Annotated in this window: 19 protein-coding genes and 1 tRNA gene; 9 read left to right on the forward strand and 11 right to left on the reverse strand. The window is 63.1% G+C overall.

Annotated elements, in window-relative coordinates:
• Window positions 1–77 precede the first annotated feature (77 nt).
• The gene (locus V0U35_RS05280; protein ID WP_330195627.1) at window positions 78–1,142 is read left to right on the forward strand and encodes an AI-2E family transporter; all 1,065 of its coding nucleotides are present in this window, start codon (window positions 78–80) and stop codon (window positions 1,140–1,142) included.
• 12 nt (window positions 1,143–1,154) lie between these two features.
• Window positions 1,155–2,111 (forward strand): calcium/sodium antiporter, encoded by a 957-nt coding sequence (locus tag V0U35_RS05285; RefSeq protein WP_330195628.1) that lies wholly within the window; start codon window positions 1,155–1,157, stop codon window positions 2,109–2,111.
• Here V0U35_RS05285 and V0U35_RS05290 read toward each other — a convergent pair.
• Window positions 2,108–3,424, reverse strand: a complete 1,317-nt coding sequence (locus tag V0U35_RS05290) for a M28 family metallopeptidase (protein WP_373696380.1) — start codon at window positions 3,422–3,424, stop codon at window positions 2,108–2,110. The two genes, V0U35_RS05285 and V0U35_RS05290, sit on opposite strands and share 4 nt — an antisense overlap.
• A gap of 99 nt (window positions 3,425–3,523) precedes the next feature.
• The gene (locus V0U35_RS05295; RefSeq protein WP_330195630.1) at window positions 3,524–4,072 is read right to left on the reverse strand and encodes a winged helix-turn-helix domain-containing protein; all 549 of its coding nucleotides are present in this window, start codon (window positions 4,070–4,072) and stop codon (window positions 3,524–3,526) included.
• Window positions 4,073–4,163: 91 nt separating this feature from the next.
• Between V0U35_RS05295 and V0U35_RS05300 the strand changes: the two genes are divergently transcribed.
• From V0U35_RS05300 to V0U35_RS05310, 3 genes are all read left to right on the forward strand, one after another.
• Window positions 4,164–5,618 carry a serine hydrolase domain-containing protein gene (locus V0U35_RS05300; protein WP_330195631.1) on the forward strand — a complete coding sequence of 485 codons (1,455 nt, stop codon included), beginning with the start codon at window positions 4,164–4,166 and terminating at the stop codon, window positions 5,616–5,618.
• 115 nt (window positions 5,619–5,733) lie between these two features.
• Window positions 5,734–6,750, forward strand: a complete 1,017-nt coding sequence (locus tag V0U35_RS05305) for an acyltransferase family protein (RefSeq protein WP_330195632.1) — start codon at window positions 5,734–5,736, stop codon at window positions 6,748–6,750.
• Between the two features lie 94 nt (window positions 6,751–6,844).
• Complete coding sequence (locus V0U35_RS05310; RefSeq protein ID WP_330195634.1) at window positions 6,845–7,978, forward strand: pentapeptide repeat-containing protein; 1,134 nt, start codon at window positions 6,845–6,847, stop codon at window positions 7,976–7,978.
• A 62-nt stretch (window positions 7,979–8,040) separates the two neighbouring features.
• On the opposite strand, the gene V0U35_RS05315 is transcribed toward V0U35_RS05310, so the two are convergent.
• The 4 genes from V0U35_RS05315 to V0U35_RS05330 form a co-directional block, all read right to left on the reverse strand.
• On the reverse strand, window positions 8,041–8,340 hold the full coding sequence (locus V0U35_RS05315) for a winged helix-turn-helix domain-containing protein (protein WP_330195635.1): 300 nt from the start codon (window positions 8,338–8,340) through the stop codon (window positions 8,041–8,043).
• A 2-nt stretch (window positions 8,341–8,342) separates the two neighbouring features.
• A complete protein-coding gene (locus tag V0U35_RS05320) occupies window positions 8,343–8,966 on the reverse strand; it encodes a hypothetical protein (protein ID WP_330195636.1) in 624 nt (207 codons plus the stop codon).
• A gap of 12 nt (window positions 8,967–8,978) precedes the next feature.
• A complete protein-coding gene (locus V0U35_RS05325; RefSeq protein ID WP_330195637.1) occupies window positions 8,979–10,250 on the reverse strand; it encodes an acyltransferase family protein in 1,272 nt (423 codons plus the stop codon).
• Window positions 10,251–10,474: 224 nt separating this feature from the next.
• Window positions 10,475–10,551: transfer RNA gene (locus V0U35_RS05330), tRNA-Ile, on the reverse strand.
• Between the two features lie 180 nt (window positions 10,552–10,731).
• Between V0U35_RS05330 and V0U35_RS05335 the strand changes: the two genes are divergently transcribed.
• On the forward strand, window positions 10,732–11,457 hold the full coding sequence (locus V0U35_RS05335; protein ID WP_330195638.1) for an SIMPL domain-containing protein: 726 nt from the start codon (window positions 10,732–10,734) through the stop codon (window positions 11,455–11,457).
• 4 nt (window positions 11,458–11,461) lie between these two features.
• Here V0U35_RS05335 and panD read toward each other — a convergent pair whose 3' ends face one another.
• Complete coding sequence (gene panD, locus V0U35_RS05340; RefSeq protein ID WP_330196106.1) at window positions 11,462–11,827, reverse strand: aspartate 1-decarboxylase; 366 nt, start codon at window positions 11,825–11,827, stop codon at window positions 11,462–11,464.
• Between the two features lie 104 nt (window positions 11,828–11,931).
• On the opposite strand from panD, the gene V0U35_RS05345 reads away from it, so the two are divergent.
• Window positions 11,932–12,747 (forward strand): carbon-nitrogen hydrolase family protein, encoded by an 816-nt coding sequence (locus V0U35_RS05345; protein WP_330195639.1) that lies wholly within the window; start codon window positions 11,932–11,934, stop codon window positions 12,745–12,747.
• Between the two features lie 60 nt (window positions 12,748–12,807).
• Here V0U35_RS05345 and V0U35_RS05350 read toward each other — a convergent pair whose 3' ends face one another.
• From V0U35_RS05350 to V0U35_RS05360, 3 genes are all read right to left on the reverse strand, one after another.
• On the reverse strand, window positions 12,808–13,317 hold the full coding sequence (locus V0U35_RS05350; RefSeq protein ID WP_330195640.1) for a hypothetical protein: 510 nt from the start codon (window positions 13,315–13,317) through the stop codon (window positions 12,808–12,810).
• A gap of 105 nt (window positions 13,318–13,422) precedes the next feature.
• The gene (locus tag V0U35_RS05355) at window positions 13,423–13,719 is read right to left on the reverse strand and encodes an aspartate decarboxylase (RefSeq protein WP_330195641.1); all 297 of its coding nucleotides are present in this window, start codon (window positions 13,717–13,719) and stop codon (window positions 13,423–13,425) included.
• A gap of 110 nt (window positions 13,720–13,829) precedes the next feature.
• On the reverse strand, window positions 13,830–14,702 hold the full coding sequence (locus V0U35_RS05360; protein WP_330195642.1) for a helix-turn-helix domain-containing protein: 873 nt from the start codon (window positions 14,700–14,702) through the stop codon (window positions 13,830–13,832).
• A gap of 180 nt (window positions 14,703–14,882) precedes the next feature.
• Here V0U35_RS05360 and V0U35_RS05365 point away from each other — a divergent pair, with 180 nt between their 5' ends.
• Together V0U35_RS05365 and V0U35_RS05370 are read left to right on the forward strand one after the other, a co-directional pair.
• Window positions 14,883–15,302 carry a hypothetical protein gene (locus tag V0U35_RS05365; protein WP_330195643.1) on the forward strand — a complete coding sequence of 140 codons (420 nt, stop codon included), beginning with the start codon at window positions 14,883–14,885 and terminating at the stop codon, window positions 15,300–15,302.
• Between the two features lie 71 nt (window positions 15,303–15,373).
• Entirely contained in the window at window positions 15,374–16,705 is a 1,332-nt protein-coding gene (locus V0U35_RS05370; RefSeq protein ID WP_330195644.1) for a hypothetical protein, read from the forward strand.
• Between the two features lie 73 nt (window positions 16,706–16,778).
• Here the strand turns inward: V0U35_RS05370 and V0U35_RS05375 are convergent, their stop codons facing one another.
• Window positions 16,779–17,201, reverse strand: a complete 423-nt coding sequence (locus V0U35_RS05375; protein WP_330195645.1) for a secondary thiamine-phosphate synthase enzyme YjbQ — start codon at window positions 17,199–17,201, stop codon at window positions 16,779–16,781.
• Window positions 17,202–17,203: the final 2 nt, after the last annotated feature.

A 17,203-nucleotide genomic window follows, 5' to 3' on the forward strand; every position in this document is an offset into this window, starting at 1 on the left:
CGTGTCCCGCAGGACATGATTCAAGGGGCGACCGCCGGAATTGGTAGCCCCGCCATGACAATAACGGGGCCCATTCGGTGAAACTCACGCTCGATATCCGGTTTGTGCTGATCGTGCTGGTCCTGCTGGCGCTGTTCTGGCTCTTGCGGACCGCCGGAACGGTCCTCCTGCCCTTTCTGGTCGGGGCATTTCTCGCCGTGCTGCTCGAACCCCTGGTGCGCAAGACGTGTGAGTGGAACTGGCCGCGCTGGCTGGGGGCAATCCTGGCCACTGTCCTGGCCATTATCTTTATCGCCGGGCCAATCGCGGCCATTACGCCTATCCTCGTCCTGGAAGGTGCCGACCTGATCGAGCGCCTGCCGACCCTGCTCGACAATGCCGCGGCGTCAGTTGGGACGATGGCGGAAGGCTTCGGCCTGCAGCCGCCCGACATGACGCCTTCGGCGCTCCTCGGCGGCGAGGACGGCAATCTCATGGCGTCACTGACGGGCCGCATCGCGGGTTCGATTTCGGGCGTGCTTTCAGCGCTGATGTTCGCCATCCTGACACCAGTCGCGCTGTTCTTCCTGCTCAAGGACTGGCCGGGTGTCACCGAGGCTCTGAAGAAGCTGCCGCCGCGCCGCTACGCCGACCAGATCAAGGACATCGCCAGCGAGACCAATCTCCAGCTCGCCCGCTGGATGCGGGGACAGGCCGCTGTCATCGTCATCATGGCCGTCTATCACGCGGCCGGCCTGTTCCTGATCGGGCTCAACTATTCGGTTGCCATCGGCATCCTGACCGGGCTGTCAGCGATCATTCCGGTCGTCGGCAATCTGATCTTCTTCTCGCTCGCGCTGATCGTCGCGGCCAACCAGTTCGACACGATCTGGCCGATCCTCGCCGTCATCGCCATCTATGGGACGGCGCAAGTGCTGGAAACGGCCATCCTCGCGCCGCGCCTGATCGGGGACCAGTTGCGCTTGCATCCGCTGTGGATCATGGCCGGCTTGCTGGTCGGTGGCACGCTGTTTGGTATTCTGGGCGCATTGCTGGCCTTGCCTGCTGTAGCCGCAATCAGCGTGCTGGCCAAGCACGGGCTGAAAGCCTGGCGCGACAGCGAAATCTACAAGGACCCCGGCGACGCCGCGGAAACGAACTGACGGGCTGAACCCATGGATTATCTCCTTCTCGTTGGTGGTTTGATCCTGCTTGCGGTGGGCGGCGATGTCCTTGTGCGCGGTGCCTCGGGTGCGGCCTCGCGCTTGGGTGTTTCGCCGCTGCTGATCGGGCTGGTCCTGGTCGGTTTCGGAACGTCCATGCCCGAGCTGACCACCAGCGTTCAGGCCGCCCTCGCCGGGTCTCCGGGCATCGCCGCGGGCAATGTCGTCGGTTCGAATATCGCCAACATTCTCCTGATCCTGGGTGTCGCCGCCCTGATCCGGTCCATCCCGGTTTCGGCCTCAGCGCTGCGACGCGACGGCGGATTCCTCGCCGCGTCCCAGATCCTCGCCGCCGTGCTGATCCTGATGACGCCGGTCGGACGGATGTCGGGCTGTATTCTGGTCGCGGCCGTGCTGGTCTATGTGGGCCTGAGCTATTGGCTCGATCGCCGCCGCACCAGCGCCGCGGCCAAGCTTCACGCGGCTGAAGCTGAAAGCGTGCCGGATGTCCCCGGCGGGCTCGTCGCGGCACTCTTGCTGTTTGGCCTCGGCCTGGCCGGGATCATTTTCGGCGCGCGCCTGCTGGTCGACGGGGCGGTCAGCATTGCGCGGGATCTCGGCGTCTCGGAGACCGTGATCGGGCTCAGCATCGTCGCGGTCGGAACCTCCCTGCCCGAACTTGCCGCATCGGTCTCGGCGGCGCTGAAACGTCAGGGCGATATCGCGCTGGGGAATATCATCGGCTCGAACATCTTCAACGTCACCGCCATTCTCGGCGTGACCGCACTGGTCCGCCCCGTCGCCGTGCCGGACATGATCCTGCAAGTCGATCTGTGGGTGATGCTGGGGGCCGCCGCCGCGCTGCTGGCCTTCGCGTGGACGGGACGCCGCATCCAGCGGTGGGAGGGCGGCGTCTTGCTCGCCTTCTATCTCGCCTACACGGCCTGGCTTGCGACGTCGGCGCTCTAGTCACCGAAACTGCCCGCAGGTCCGGGAAAGACGACCGGACTTTCCGCGCCGTTCTCCGCCACCGACGCCACGCCAAAATAGAAATTGTCGATGACGATGTTCTCCAGCGTGTATTCGGTGACATTCCCGACCCAGCGGCTGTTCGTCCATTGCGGCGCGTCGGTCGGACGCCAATAGACCCGGTAACCGGCGAGATTTGCCGCCTGCCCGGCATCCGGGGCCGACCAGCGCAATGTCGTGCTGGGCTGGACTGCGCCCTCGATTTCAACATTCGCCGGGAAGGGCGGCGCGGAGGCGAGCAGCGCCAGCGTTGCAACATTGAGGCTGGTCAGTTTCGCCGCGTGGTCGAAATCGACGCCGTCGAGCACGTCGCCGTATTCGCGACCGTCCTCGGTGCGCAAATCCTGGTGCTGGCGGTCATAATGCTCGTGCGTCTCCATGATCCGCACGCCGGGGAAGCCGGCATCGTTGAACGGGCGGTGGTGGCCGCCACGCCCGAACCGGTCGAGCCGATAGACCATCATCACATCCAGATTGGTTAGGTACTGGTCGGCGACCCGGTCGATATAGCGCGCCAGATTGCGTGACGGGCTGTCGACTTCGCCGCCGGTGAAGCGGCGAATGCGGGCTTCTTCCGGCGTTTCCACCGCGCGGGTGCCCTCGGAAAAGACCCGTGCCGTGGTGTTGCTGATGACGCCGTCAATGCCCTCGATATTGCTGATCATGTCGTTATTGAGCACGGCCTTGATACGCCAGCTCTGCTCAAGTGCGTGGGCGGCAACGATCTGTCCGCCGAACAGGCCCTGTTCTTCGCCCGACAGCCCGGCATAGATGATCGAGCCGGCGAATTCGCGCTGCGAAAGGACGCGCGCGGCCTCGATGACACCAGCCATGCCCGACGCATTGTCATTGGCCCCGGGGGAGTCCGAAGTGCCATCCAGCGGATCGGTGACGCGGCTGTCGATATCGCCCGACATCATCACATAGCGGTCCGGGTCGAGCGTGCCGCGCTGGATCGCCAGCACGGAAACGACTTCGGTCGGTTCAGGAATACGCGTCTCGCCCGAAATCGTGTCAGAGACATAGATAACCTCCAGACAGCCGCCACAGTCGGCCGAAATCCGCTCGAATTCCTCGAAGATCCAGCGCCGAGCCGCGCCGATGCCCCGTGTGTCGCTTTCGGTTTCGGACAGGGTATGGCGTGTCCCGAATTCGGCAAGCGTACGGATGTCGGACTCAATCCGGTCAGCCGAGACCGCCGCCACCGTCTCGTAAACGAAGGGCACTTCGGTCGATGGAACAGCCTGCGCCATCACTGGCGCGGACAGGATGGCGGCAAGCGCCGTGGCGGTAGTGAAGCGGGTCATGGCAAGTTTCTCCGGTCATCTGAGCGGAGAGACTCTAGAGAGTTTTCATCTCTCCTGCGACACCTGTACCAATTCACCGCCCGGCACGGTCTCAAACGTCTCGATATTGACTTCACGCTTGATGAAAACGGCGAACAGCAGGGTCGCGACGAAAGCCATTGACGCGGCTCCTGCAGCAAAGCTGTAGACGTGGCTGGCCCGGACATGGCGGAAGGGACCACTGCGGAGTCGAGTCACATTGCGCCTCGGCAGACTGCCCGCCGGGACAGGCACGGTGGCAAGCTGATACCCGACGCGCGGCACTGTCACGATCAGGTCGGCAGGCCCCGCGATCCGGCGCAGGCGAGAAACCGCCTGGGTCAGGGCCTCGTCCGATCCTTCCTCTCCCCAGACCCGGTCGAGCAGTTCGTCGCGGGTCACAGGTGTCGTGCCATGGTCGATGAGGATCGAAAGCACGCCGGCGACTTTCGGCTCCAGGCGGATCGAGTCACCATTGGCCGCGAGCAGGCTGCGGTCGCGGTCGAAGATGACTTCGCCGATGGACACACAGCGCGAACCGCGGACGGTAGCGGAAATCGGAGCTTGGGTATTCATACCGTCACCTTTCGAAGACGTTTCGGTCAGGACTGTAACCGCGTAGTAGCGTAGCCGACGGGTCTTCTTTCACAACTGACGAGCCTGGAACATGACCATCTTTTCATCCCTTGTCCTTGCCACCGCCCTGCAGGCCGCCGCGCCACCCGCCGTGTTGGAAGCCGGCACTCCCGCAGAGGTCGCCGCGCGCCTGTCCGCTGCCTACGAACCCATCGCCGAGGCCGGATTTTCAGGCATCGTTGTGGTCACACATGATGGAGAAATCATTCACGAAGCCGCTTTTGGCGCGGCCAATTATGAAACGGACGAACCGTTTACCACCTCCACGACCGTCGACATGGCCTCCATTGTCAAGACGTATACCGGCATGATGGCGGCCCAGCTGATTGCGGATGGCCGCCTGTCGCCGGACGATACGCTGGCCGACTTCTTTCCCACGGCTCCTGCCGACAAGGCGGGAATTACCCTCCACCAATTGCTGACCCATTCGTCCGGCCTGCCCGGTGCAGTGGCCGATGACGCAGCCCAGATCGATACTGCCGAGTTGCTGGATCTGGCCTTCGGTGCCGATCTCCTGTTCGAGCCTGGCACGCGTTATCACTACTCGAACACGGCATTCTCCCTGGTCGCGGCGATCATCGAACAGATCACTGGGTCGTCGTATGAAGACTATCTGCTGGACGAATACCTGCACCCCGCCGGGATCCGCCGCACTGGCTATGGCCGGGCATATGACGCCGGCAACCCGCCTGACGACATGGCATGGACGATGGCCGGTGACCCAATCCATGACTGGACCTGGGGTGGCCCTGAAGCCGGTTGGGCTCTGATCGGCAATGGCGGCATGATGACGACAATCGACGATCTGATCGCCTGGCGGAATGCCTACAATTCCGGCGCGCTGATCAGTGAGGAGGCCCGGGGTCTCCAACAGTCGCCTCATGTTCAGGAGGGCGATGGCGCGCCGAGCCAGTACGGCTATGGCGTGGTTGTCGAAGATCACCCGCAGTTTGGCCGCATCTTCTGGCACAATGGTGGGTCCGGTGCCTTCTCCGCCCACTGGCGCGAATATGCCGATACGGGCTACGCCGTCTTTGCCGCCACCAATACGCTCCGTGTCGATGCCGATGCCGCCATGCTCGCCGCAACAGGCGGCATATTCGGTGTTGAAATCCAGATCGATAGCCGTGCCGAAACGGTAGACTGGGACGACGTTGATTTTGACCGAAACGCCGCGACCCGGCTCGCCGGTGACTTCCTTGATCTCGCACAGGGTGGCATCGAAGCCGATCGCCGAGCCTTTGTCGAAAACCGCATGATCCAGGGCCTGCAGGACGTCGCGCCAATGGAAGGCCATTTCGGAATGATGGACCAGATCGGTGAAACAGCAAGAAGCATGGCCCTGACCGGCATGACGGAAGACCCGGATGAAGGCCTCGTCCTGATCCGGCTCGAAGCCGAAGATGGCCGGGTCATGATCCTGGAGGTCAACTATGAACTGGTTGACGGAATGCCGCGGATGAGCGGCATCGGCGTTACCGACTAGGCTGACAGCCGGAACTCCGAATGGGCGGCGGCAGAAGGCGCTGCCGCCCTTTTCCGTAGCCAATCCCGCCGGATGCCCCCTATCCTGCCCGCCTGGTCAGGACGTCGGGGGAAAGATGGGATCCGCGCGGCACAATATCGACGCGCTCGACGGGCTCAGGGGACTCGCCGCCTTGATGGTGATGGTCAGCCACATGAGCGGATTCGGGCATTTCTTCGAAGCTCGCGGCACCGGCCAGAACGGCGTCATGCTGTTCTTTGTCCTCTCCGGCTTTCTCATGGCCTACCTCTATTGCGGGGACAAACGCACCGACAATGAGTGGACCGATTATGCCTTCCGCCGCGTCTTTCGCGTCTATCCGCTCTATTTTGCGGTCGTCACTGGCGTCATTCTGTTTTCATTGGCCGGATCGAGCCATTTCTTCGGGCAGATCACCCTGGCCGACTACTGGCATCTCGTGACCTTGCGGTCCGGATTTTCGGTCTTCTGGACGATCCCGGTCGAGATGAAATTCTACCTCGTCCTGCCGGTCGTCATTGTCCTCGCGCGCCTGTTCCGTCCCGGGCCGGACCGCCTATTGCTGTTCATGGCGTTCCTGGTCTTTGCTTTCGCGATTTACCGGGTGCCGGAGAACACGTCGCTACTTAGGGGCATCCCCTTCTTTGCCGCCGGCATGCTGGCCGGTGTTCTGCATCGTCACCTCGGGACCATCGCCGGGGACGCGCGTTGGCTGCGAATTCTAGCGACTGTTTTGACGCCCCTTCTGTTGCTCGCCGGCTTTTTCACCCTGCCGCCCCTCTCGGCGGTCACGGGGTGGGTCAATCCGATCTGGTACGCGCCGGTCCTGTTCGCCGGCCTCTATGCGGCGCTGACGCTTGGCGTCGCCAACGCCGCCGGGCCCGTCGCCTGGATATTTTCCAATCCGATCTCCCGGTATGTCGGGCAAATCAGCTTCGCGGTGTATCTGCTTCACATGCCGGTCCTGGCGGCTGTTTCACGACTTGACGTCGCCCCGCCCGCCGCGTTCGCACTGGACGTCGTTCTGGTGATCGGTCTGGCCAGCGCAGCCCATTTCGTCATCGAACGGCCAATGCGGAATGTCGGCTATGCACTGTCGGCAAGGTTCCGCTAGCCACCATCCGATCCAGCGGCGTTAATGCCCGTTTAGCGAGTGGTCTGGCAATCTTCCCGCCTGCACGTGGTGCTGCCTTGGATGGAGTTGCGGGTTGAACACCGAAGACACTGGACCGACCGTCAATCAGGCTGCCTACAACACGATGGCAGCCCTGCTCACAGCCCATGAAAAATATCTCCGTGGAGATGGCGGTGGACGCCGGCTGGCCATGAAATTTGCAGACCTGTCCGGTTTTACCTTCCAGAACCGGAATTTTTCACAGGCCGAACTGTCAGGCAGCACGATGACCGGTGCCAAACTCGCGGCCTCGAAATTCGTCGGCACCTCGCTGTTCTGCTGCAATCTCACGGAAGCCGATCTGCGGGCCGTTGATTTCCGCCGGGCCGACCTGCGTGGCGTGATCCTGAAAGGGGCCAATCTTTACGGTGCCAATCTCGACGAAGCGGACTTTCGGGAAGCCATGCTGGTCCGGGCCGACCAGAAAAACGCTTTCCGGGAGGCCCGGTCCTTCGGTCGCGACGCCGAACAGGGCCTGCGCAAGGTGGATTTCCGGCATTGCTCGCTGAAGCGCGCCCGCCTGGGCGATGCCAAGCTGCAAGGAGCCGACTTCTCCGGGGTCAATCTCAGCGGGGCCAATCTCAAGGGTGCGGACCTTCGCAGTGCGAAGTTCAACGGAGCCATCCTGTCGGATGTGGACCTCAAGGGCGTTCGTATCGACACAGACGCCATCAAGGACTGTATCCTGTCGCCCAATGAGGACGCGATCGCGCGGGTTCCCGAATTGATGAAGGCACTTGCGGAAGCCGAGGCCTGGGCCATCGGGAGCACGCAGCCAGGCGGCGCAGCCCATATCCGCCTTGCTGACATGCGCCCGCTCGGGTCCGCGCTGCAGAACCGGAAACTGCCCAAGAGCCGGTTTGAAGACTGCCGCTTCATTGAAAGCGATTTCAGCGGCTCGACGCTGGCGGGCAGCCAGTTTATCCGCTGCGACCTTCGGGGGGCGCAATTTGCCGGATGTGATTTGCGCGGTGCCCGATTCGAGAATTGTGTCCTGTCCTTCGCCGACTTCCGAAGCGCTCAGCTAGGCGCGATAGCGTCGGGCAGCGGTGAACGGCTGGATGTCGATTTCACCGGCTCATCAACGGTTGCCGCCCAGTTTTCAGCTGCCGACCGAGAACGGCTGAACCTGGCCGAAACACCGGGCACGAACCGCGCGGTGGGATAATCGTCTCGTTCTGGCGGTGTCGCAAAATCTGCCCCGACCAGCAAAGCCGTAATCGCCATGGATTACTGATTGCCCAGTAGATCGCCAATCGCCTTGACGTAATTGGCGAAAGCGATCTTGCCTGTCTTGGTGATCCGCGCCTGGGTGAGCGACTTGCGATCAACAAAGCTCTTCTCGATCTGGATGTAACCGGCATCTTCGAGCTTGCGCAGCTGCACGGACAGATTGCCGCGCGTGGCGTCAAGCGCCTTCGCAAGCTCGGAAAAGTCGGCCACTTCGGTATTCGACAAATAGGTCATCACACCCAGCCGCAATCGGCCATGGATGATTTCGTCAAGTTTGCCGATGCCTTGCGTGGGCATTGCTAGTCGGCGTCCTCGTCGGCGGCGGTCTTCATCATTTTCCAGCCTGGCAGGGCGAGCAGGAGGAACATCGCAAGGGAGGCGATCAAGACATAGGTCGCGGTCGAATTGGTCACCGCCAGCCCGATGGCAGCCACAAACCAGCCTGCCGCGACACTGCCCAGCCACAGCTTCCGGCTCAGACGATAGGCAATCGTCCAGGCCCCGCCCTGGAAGATGAACAATATGGGCGTGTAGTAATCCCATATCGCCACATTCGAATCCCTGATCGAGAACACGATAAACACCGTGACAAGACTCAGATTGATGAGCCCTGCGGCCATGAAGGCGGCTTCATACGCCCGGCCTATGGCCGTCCGGGTTCCCTTGTTCCGGTGGCTCCAGATTATCCAGGCCAGAACCGCGAGGAACAGGACCGTACACCCAATCACAAAGACCAGGTAGAACGGCGAAGGCAGTGGGATGAGGCCGACAGCCGCACCCCACTGCACCAGCGTTTGAAATCCATAGATCAAACCCGCAGCCAGGAAAGACTGGCCCATGGCTCTGTTCGGAGTCGTCGGGCTGTCGGCCAGCGCCCGCATGAAGGCGAGGTTTTCTCGGGCTTGATCGATGTCATTGGTCATGGCGTTCTCATTCTATTCGGGCGCAGCAATCGGCGACGGCGTCTGAGCACTTTTCGCCTGCTTTGCCGTGTTTGGCGAGTGCGCGTCCGGGGTTTTGGCCCCGTACCGGCGGCCATTCAGCCATCCGCCGAGCCAGCTGCGGCGGACCAGCAACTGATAAGAGCCGGTCGCCAGGACCATCGTGATCGACAGTATGAACGCGTATTTCGCGATCGCCGGCAGCTCGACGTCAGAGACAGCGACCTGCAAGGCCATCACAATCGGCAGGTGGACAATATAGATCCAGTAGGACGCATCAGCCGTGTACCGAGCCGTCGCACTTTCCCTGGCAAACAGCTTCATGGACAGGCCGATCAGACCGAAGGACCAGGCCCAGCCCGCTGCGCTGTAGGCCAGGGCATAGCCCAGGACCGGCAGTGTCTGCTCTCCCGCCTGAAAGCTGGGCGGGATGCCGATGTACGTCACACAGCCTGCAGTCAGGGCGATTGCAATGGCCGTGTTGAGCATCCAGAACGCCCGTAATCGCACCAGCAGATCGATCCGGCGGTGCAAGAGCCAACCGAACAGGAATGCCGCGCCATAGCCCGTCAGAGCAGCGAGGTTTGGGAAGAGGCCGGTATCGGGCGTCGGAATTCCGAACCACATCATCCAGTTCTCGGCATTCATGAACGCCGCGGTCAGCGGAAGGGCGACCAGCACCAGCCCGAGCGGGCTGAACGTGACGAGCCCGGTCAGCCGGTCGAGGAGCGAACCCAGGCGATCCTTGCGATCCACCACACGGATCATCCCGCGCCCCAGTATGGCGACCGGATAGAACAGGCAGAGCAGGTAGAGAAACCACAAATGGGTCAGCGGAAAGTTCTGGGCCGACAGCGGGGGCTGTTCCGGTGCTTCCGGCGCTTCGCCGCCATTGGCCTTGATTGCGCCCCAGATGATGACCGCAACAATCGCTGCGAACACAGGCATCCAGAAGGCGACGAGTGGAAGCGCAACCCGTTTGAACCGGTCGACAGCCAGACCGATGGCTCCGCGCTTCTGATAGGCCAGCCGCGCAAAGAACCCGGCGAGCAGGAAAAACAGTACCATGCGGAAAATGTGCGGCACATAGAAGGTGAGGCCGAACAGGCCCGTCGCCTGGCTGTCCTGGGCAATCCACACGGGAATTCCGTATGGCCCGGGCAGGAAGGACATGCCGGCATGAAGTACGACGCCGAGCAACAAGGCAAAGGCCCGCAGGGCGTCGAGACCGTGCAGGCGGGCGGTGGGGGAGGATGTGTTGGACATGACCGTCTCCGTTATTGACACGAAGCACATACCATAGACGTGTTTATGTTGTTAACGTGTCTATCCTATTTTCCTTGATACGCCCATGGGGTCAGCCGGATTCGCAGTGACGACAGGCGCAGGCGAACGCGCGAGGATCATTGACCGGCTCGTCTGGAACGCCGGATATCCGGTTCACACGACTGAACCCGCCGAGCGGAAATTGAGAGCAATCTGGTGGAGAATGGTGGGCCCGGAGGGACTCGAACCCCCAACCAAGCGGTTATGAGCCGCCGGCTCTAACCAATTGAGCTACAGGCCCCACCCCCTTGCCCCGCTTGGCAGCGGGAAGGACGCTCTTGTTACTTGAGCCTGCTGGCCGCGCCAAGCGCGGATGACGGCAAGCTGAACGACGCCGTCATTCTTTGGCCGCGCGGGGAACCGAGACTGTTGGCTGACGTTGGCGAACCAGAACGCCAGCAAACCCGCGAAAGGATTACCCATGCTGCGTACCCTTCTTCTGTCCACTGCCCTGCTCATCCCCGCCGCCCCTGCGCTGGCGCAAATGCAGGACCACTCTGCCATGCACGGCGAGCATCATCCGGGCCGCATCACCCTGTCTGCGACGGGCGAGGTCCGCGCCGCGCCGGACATGGCCACCGTGTCCGCCGGCGTCGTCGCCGAAGCCCCGACAGCGGCCGAGGCGCTGCGCGCCAACAACCGCCAGATGAATGGCGTGTTTGATGCGCTGGCGCGCGCCGGGATCGAGCGGGCCGACATCCAGACCTCGAACCTGTCGATCAACCCGGTCTGGTCAAATTTCGAGGGAAACCGCGAGCGCCGCATCACCGGTTACCAGGCAACCAACACCGTCACGGCCCGCGTCGATGATCTCGATACGCTCGGCCAGACGATCGACGCGCTGGTCGGATCCGGCGCGAACCAGATCCAGGGTGTGAACTTCATGCTGGAGGACCGCGACGCGGCAATGCGGGAAGCCCGCCTTGAAGCCGTGGCGGAGCTGCGCGAACTGGCGGACCTCTATGCCGGAGCGCTCGGCGTGGAGCTGGGCCGGATCATCGAGTTTTCCGAGAGCTCGGGCGGCGGCTATCAGCCCCCGGTCATGTATGCTGCGCGCAACATGGCGATGGACGAGTCCACGCCGATTGCCGGCGGCGAAGTCGGCATCAGCGTGAGCGTGACGGCGAGCTTCGCCATCGTGGACTAGCGCGTCAGGCTGCTTTCGGGTTGGTGACCGGCGCGTTGTGCTCGTCAAAGACCAGCACGTCGGGTGTCCAGTTTTCCGCCTCGGCGGCGTCCATTTCGGCGTAGGACACCACGATGATGCGGTCGCCAACCTGAGCCAGTCGGGCAGCGGCCCCATTGATGCCGAAGGTGCGCGAGCCGCGCGGCGCTTCAATCGCGTAGGTGGTGAAACGCGCGCCGGTAGTGATGTTCAGTACATCGACCTGCTCGAAGGGCAGGATGCCAACCGCGTCCAGCAGATCCCGGTCGATCGAGATCGAGCCTTCATAATGAAGATCGGCCTGGGTCACCGCGGCGCGGTGCAGTTTGGCTTTCATCATGGTCAGGCGCATGGCACGCTCCAGACTGCAGTGTCTCATGTTGCGCTGCGGTATAACCCGGAACGCCGGCAGGATATAGGGGCTGCGCGCACTCCGGCCAACCAGGGAAGGTACTGATGGCGCGGATAGCGGTATTGCAACACGCCATGGCCCCGGACATCGCGGTCAATCTCGAAACCGCGCAACGCATGATGGATGGGGCCGCCGCTGGCGGCGCGAGTCTCGTCGTATTTCCGGAAGTCCAGCTTTCGCCCTTCTTTCCCGTCCGGAAGGGCGGCGACGCCAGCGCCTACGCCATGCGCCGGGACGACGCCGCGATGGACGCGCTGTCCAGCCTCGCCCGTGAATCCGGTCTCGTCACGGTCGCCAACATCTATTTCGAGGACGATGACGGCACCCGCTATGACGCCTCGCCGGTGTTTGATGCCGATGGCCGCCTCCTGGGCATCTCGAAAATGGTCCACATCGCCCAGTTCGAGAAGTTCTGGGAGCAGGACTATTACGCGCCGGGGTCAGGATTTGACGTTTACGACACGGCGGCTGGACGGTTGGGTATCGTGATCTGCTATGACCGGCATTTCCCGGAGAGCTATCGCGCCTGCGCCCTGCAGGGGGCCGAGATCATCGCCACGCCGACCTGCAATCTCGCCGGAGAGCCGCTCGACCTTTTCGCCTGGGAAATCCGCACCCTCGCCTTCCAGAACTCGGTCTATGCCGCGCTCGCCAATCGCTGCGGCGTGGAGGGCGATACCGCCTATGGCGGGCATTCCGTCATCGCCGGACCGGATGGCGCACTGCTGGCTCAGGCCGGGCCACAGCCGGAAATCCTGCTGGCGGATTATGATCTCGACCACCGTCGGCAAGTTGCCGACACCTATGGCTGGACGCGCAATCTCAATCCGTGGCTGAAGCCGGGATTTTCCAGGCCCTGATCCATACGAAACCGCCCCGGCCACGAAGGCCGGGGCGGATCCTGCCCGCAGCTGGCCCGGTCAGTTGAGCCGGATGCTGAAGCTGACGCCATTGCGGTGCCCCCGATAGGGGCGATAGTGGCGGCCGCCGATGATCTGGACGGGAACCGCCCCCCAGCGGGTTTCGGCCAGATAGGTGCCGGTGCGGCGATCGAGATAGGCCCGGGTCGGGCGCAGACGGTCGCCATGGCGGCCCATGCGGGCTTCGCGCCGGCTGGGAACGTAGTCCCAAGCCCGGGCCGGGCAGTTCAGGACCTGACGGTCGCGGCGGTCTTCGCGGCGATCGGCGCGGCCGCGGTTGAAGCGGCGGTCGCGGCGGTCCTCAATCAGGTCGGGACACAGGTCTCGCCGGACGGTGAAGTAGCCTTCCGGGCCATTCCAGCCGCCACGGCGATTGTCGTAGTTCCGTTCACGGTCATACCCGTAGGCACCGCCGCGTTGCCCGTACTGGGCTTCAGCCATTGCGGGAAGTGCGGTCATGCCGACAGCGGCCAGAGCAGCTGCGGCGGTCAGCTTCGAAAACAGTTTCATGGCAAACTCCTTCGCCTTTGCTCCCGGCGGCGCTCTTCGCCGTCGTTGCAGGAGTTATGACAAAGTCTGCCTGAACGTGTTTTGGACAGCGTGTTTAGGTCGGGTTCACCTAGCTGAACGGCTATCCCGCCACTGCTCCATCGACGAGGAAATGGCAAAGGTTTCCCGGTATTTGGGGCTACCCGACGGACGCGGCGGCCGGTCGGCGGTCAGGGCCATGATCTCGGCAAGCTTGTTGTGCGCCGCGCCCGATTGCCCTGCACCGATATAGGCGTGCAGCTCGACAAGCGCATTGGAGAGCGGGTCATCGGCGCGAATGACGAAATAAGGCTCGTCCTCTGCCAGATCGGGATAGCAGTCAAACTTCGACGGGTTGGCTTTCGAGCCGACGGGCGCGGTCATGGCAGGCCTCCTGATGCCGATGGGCGAGCGGTCGCTTCCGGAGAATCAGAAACGGGATTTGGCTCCACACTAGGCACGGCGACGCAAATGCCTAGTCCGCGGCGCGGTCGTCAGCCCGCTTCGCCCGGTTCCAGCAGCGGACCACGCGCCATGGAGTGAGCGAACAACATCCGCATCAATCCGGGTGACTCCGAGGCAACCGCGCGCGACAGGTGTTCGCGCACCGTGTCGGGTACCGACCCTTCGGGAGCCAATGGAGCCTGGGCCGCGACCGCGGTTTCGAACCGCTGGACATCCTCGTCGAGGTCACCGGTGATATCGCCAATCCTGTCCAGAATCATGGCCGAACAGGCGGGCGAACCTCCGGCATCCTGCAAGGTTCCAATCGACAAACCGTCAAGGACATCCGCGCGGTTACGCGCCACACCATTGAAAATGCCGAACATGACAGCGCCGTGCTCGGTATCACAGGCCATGGAAAAGAGCTGGTGCTGGAGGAGCAGCGCCCTTCCCTCATAGCGAACGCCCTCAATACCGGAGCGGAATTCGAGAAATCCGTCCTCGCCGCACCGGACCATGGTGACATCGTGGAGGTAGCGCCCTGGAAGATCGCTCGACGCGCGGGTTGAACACCACAAGCCCTCATATGCCTTGCCACGCCGCTGCGTGCGGCGGCGGGCCTCCTCGAGAATGTGTGGGGGGAACCAGGTGCCACCAGCTTCAGAAACCGCTTCGGGGACGCCGAGCAATCGAGCGAAAGCGGCATCTTTCCTGTCCCAGTCAAGCATGGTGAATCCGTCGATGCGGGTGGCGACGAAGCGCGTCAGGTTGGCGAGATTGTGCTCGGACGGCATGACCGACCCCGACGCCCAACGGCCCACCAGCGACTTGTCGACATTCAGCGCGGCGGCGAGCCCCGTCCGGCTCATCGTCAGGGCCTTCAAAACCAGTTTGAGTTTTTCGGCAAAGGTAACCTGCGCCATGACGCGATGATCGCACGCGTTGATAAAGCGTGCAACCAAATGCAACCCGCGTGCAACTCCTGACGCGCGATGGCGGACGTCACTGCACCTATGCGCATTCACCTTCTGCCGTCAGAAGGCGGCCCGTCATCGCCGCGCCACTTTGAGGGACAGCGCGGTCCATCATCGTGGAGAACCAACATGGCAACCAACACCTCGCTTGCTTTCGCCGCCAGTGCCGCCGCGCTGGTCCTGTCCGCCCCCGCGTTCAGCCAATCGACCGAGACGCCTTCGCTCAACTATGAACGGGTTGCGTCGGCCCAGGCCGGAGTAGAACCCGACGAGGTCGATGCGCGCAACACGGCCGCCAATTCCGGCTTGGAGCCTGATGAGATCGACGTCCGCGCCACCGATGGCGGCAACCGGGCCGGACTGCTCCTGCCCGCCGTACAGGCCGTACGCGCAGCCGACACGCGCCAATCGCTCACGCCGGTTTTCATTGAGATCGACGATATCGAGGGCGAGTCCGCCAACACGACCAGTGACGGCCAGGCCGATCTCGTCACCGCACCGGGTGTCAACCAACCGCAACGGGCCCGCCGCCGTACCACGCCCAACTGATCCCATACCCCCACCCCCCGGGAGCGGTGCGACGGACAACCCGCAGCCGACCCGACTATAGGAGACTATCCATGAAATCCGCCCTTCTCGCGAGCGCCGCCCTGGCGCTCGCCGCCAGCCCGGCCGCGGCCGACACCACCGATCTGTCTTTTGCCGTTCACGACATCATCGTGACGTCGAACATTCCCACGGTAAACATTTCGGTGCGCAATATGTCGGCCTCGACGGATCCCGCCCACCGCGACCTGCGCATGGTATCGGATGACCCGGTCATCGCGGTGACCGGGCAGCTCTGGTGCAAGACCTTCAATACGGGCCAGACCGCCGCAGAACGTGCCCAAATCATGTTCGGCAATGCGAATGTCGCCGCATCCCAGAACGGGGCCGACATCCTGCCAATCGGCCCGTGGGGGCTGTCGCCTGTCGAGGCCTTCAGCGGGACGCACGCGCTGGAAAACTTTGCCATCAACGCGGTTATGGACCTGCCGGAAAGCTGGAATGGCGGCCTGACGCTCGGTGCATTCAACCCGGTCGAATATGTCGAGAGCCGACTGGAGCATTTCGTTGAGCAGGGTGCGGGCAGCGAAGCCGATTTCCTGCGCGTCGACGATGTGTTCGAGACCAGCGTCACCCTCAATGCTGTCGGCTGGTGCAGTTATGACAGCCCGAACATTTCCGGCGAGTATGCCGGTCTTCGTGCCATTCCGATGACGATAGCCATATTTTATCACGGCGATGCCGACATCCAGGACACGATCCAGACCGTCGGCGGTGCGGACGCGGTTGCCGCCCAGCAGCCCAACCGCGCGCGCGATCGCGCCTCCACCCGTGGCAATGGTGCCACCCCGCCGGCCCGGACTAGCACGCCGGCCCGTACCAGCCGTGACCGTGCCGGAAACGATGACGAGCGTGCCGGCCTGCTTCTGCCTGCGGTACAGAATACCCGTGCCCGACAAGAGGACCGAACGGCCTCACGTGAAACCGGCTACCGACTGGAAAACGTAGTCGTCTCCAGCAATCACGATCAGCCGCGCCGTGGTGGCGTGAGCGTCGGCGCAGGCGACATCAACAATGACGGACGCCCCGCACGCGGTCTGATCCTGCCAGCCGTTCAAAGTGTCCGCGCGACGGAAAGCAGTCAGTCGGATGGCCGGACGATCACCTATACCGGACTCGAAAACCGCCACGCCGGGATCGAGCCGGAAGAGATTGATAACCGGTTCGTCGAAGACACGTCAGAGAATCCCGACTGCCCAACAATCGGAAGCGTTGTGCGCCGTGAAGCGACCAACGCCCTCATCGGCGCGGTGTTCGGCACGCGGGCTGACGAGCGTAATCGCGACCGCCGGTCAACGCGCGAGCGCCTGGCCGATGATGCGATCGACCGCCTGACCCAATGCTGACGCTACTGCCCTGAACAGGGCCAGAGAACCGGGGGGCGCCAAAGTCTCCCGGTTTTTTCTTGTGCGGCGTTTGCTAGGCCGACAGGTGGAGCACGATCTCGCGCCGGTGCCTCCGCTCGCGGTGCTCGAAGAGATAGAGACCCTGCCAGGTTCCCAGTGCCAACCGGCCGTTCGCCACGGGAATGGAGAGGCTCGTGGCCGTCAGCGCCGCCTTGATATGGGCCGGCATGTCGTCCGGACCTTCAGCGGTATGGCGCAGCCACCCCATCGCCGGATCGTCGCCCGGCGGCACAAGCCGGCGGAAGAATTCGTCGAGGTCCCGGCGTACATCCGGGTCGGCATTCTCCTGGATCACCAGCGAGCAGGATGTGTGGCGGACAAAACAGGTCAGCAGGCCGTCGCCATCACCAAACTGCCTCACGAAGGCGTCCGCCTCCCGCGTGAAATCGTAGAGGCCCGGACCGTTGGTTTCGACAGTGAGCGTGGTCTGGGGCATGG

The organism is Hyphobacterium marinum, assembly GCF_036330325.1.
Classification (GTDB): domain Bacteria; phylum Pseudomonadota; class Alphaproteobacteria; order Caulobacterales; family Maricaulaceae; genus Hyphobacterium; species Hyphobacterium marinum.

Excerpts from the sequence above, each read along its gene's own strand:
- V0U35_RS05285 (WP_330195628.1), top strand. The coding sequence starts at position 1,155 with ATGGATTATCTCCTTCTCGTTGGTGGTTTGATCCTGCTTGCGGTGGGC.
- V0U35_RS05290 (WP_373696380.1), bottom strand. The coding sequence starts at position 3,424 with ATGGCGCAGGCTGTTCCATCGACCGAAGTGCCCTTCGTTTACGAGACG.
- V0U35_RS05295 (WP_330195630.1), bottom strand. The coding sequence starts at position 4,072 with ATGAATACCCAAGCTCCGATTTCCGCTACCGTCCGCGGTTCGCGCTGT.
- V0U35_RS05300 (WP_330195631.1), top strand. The coding sequence starts at position 4,164 with ATGACCATCTTTTCATCCCTTGTCCTTGCCACCGCCCTGCAGGCCGCC.
- V0U35_RS05305 (WP_330195632.1), top strand. The coding sequence starts at position 5,734 with ATGGGATCCGCGCGGCACAATATCGACGCGCTCGACGGGCTCAGGGGA.
- V0U35_RS05315 (WP_330195635.1), bottom strand. The coding sequence starts at position 8,340 with ATGCCCACGCAAGGCATCGGCAAACTTGACGAAATCATCCATGGCCGA.
- V0U35_RS05320 (WP_330195636.1), bottom strand. The coding sequence starts at position 8,966 with ATGACCAATGACATCGATCAAGCCCGAGAAAACCTCGCCTTCATGCGG.
- V0U35_RS05325 (WP_330195637.1), bottom strand. The coding sequence starts at position 10,250 with ATGTCCAACACATCCTCCCCCACCGCCCGCCTGCACGGTCTCGACGCC.
- V0U35_RS05335 (WP_330195638.1), top strand. The coding sequence starts at position 10,732 with ATGCTGCGTACCCTTCTTCTGTCCACTGCCCTGCTCATCCCCGCCGCC.
- panD (WP_330196106.1), bottom strand. The coding sequence starts at position 11,827 with ATGCGCCTGACCATGATGAAAGCCAAACTGCACCGCGCCGCGGTGACC.
- V0U35_RS05345 (WP_330195639.1), top strand. The coding sequence starts at position 11,932 with ATGGCGCGGATAGCGGTATTGCAACACGCCATGGCCCCGGACATCGCG.
- V0U35_RS05350 (WP_330195640.1), bottom strand. The coding sequence starts at position 13,317 with ATGAAACTGTTTTCGAAGCTGACCGCCGCAGCTGCTCTGGCCGCTGTC.
- V0U35_RS05355 (WP_330195641.1), bottom strand. The coding sequence starts at position 13,719 with ATGACCGCGCCCGTCGGCTCGAAAGCCAACCCGTCGAAGTTTGACTGC.
- V0U35_RS05360 (WP_330195642.1), bottom strand. The coding sequence starts at position 14,702 with ATGGCGCAGGTTACCTTTGCCGAAAAACTCAAACTGGTTTTGAAGGCC.
- V0U35_RS05365 (WP_330195643.1), top strand. The coding sequence starts at position 14,883 with ATGGCAACCAACACCTCGCTTGCTTTCGCCGCCAGTGCCGCCGCGCTG.
- V0U35_RS05370 (WP_330195644.1), top strand. The coding sequence starts at position 15,374 with ATGAAATCCGCCCTTCTCGCGAGCGCCGCCCTGGCGCTCGCCGCCAGC.
- V0U35_RS05375 (WP_330195645.1), bottom strand. The coding sequence starts at position 17,201 with ATGCCCCAGACCACGCTCACTGTCGAAACCAACGGTCCGGGCCTCTAC.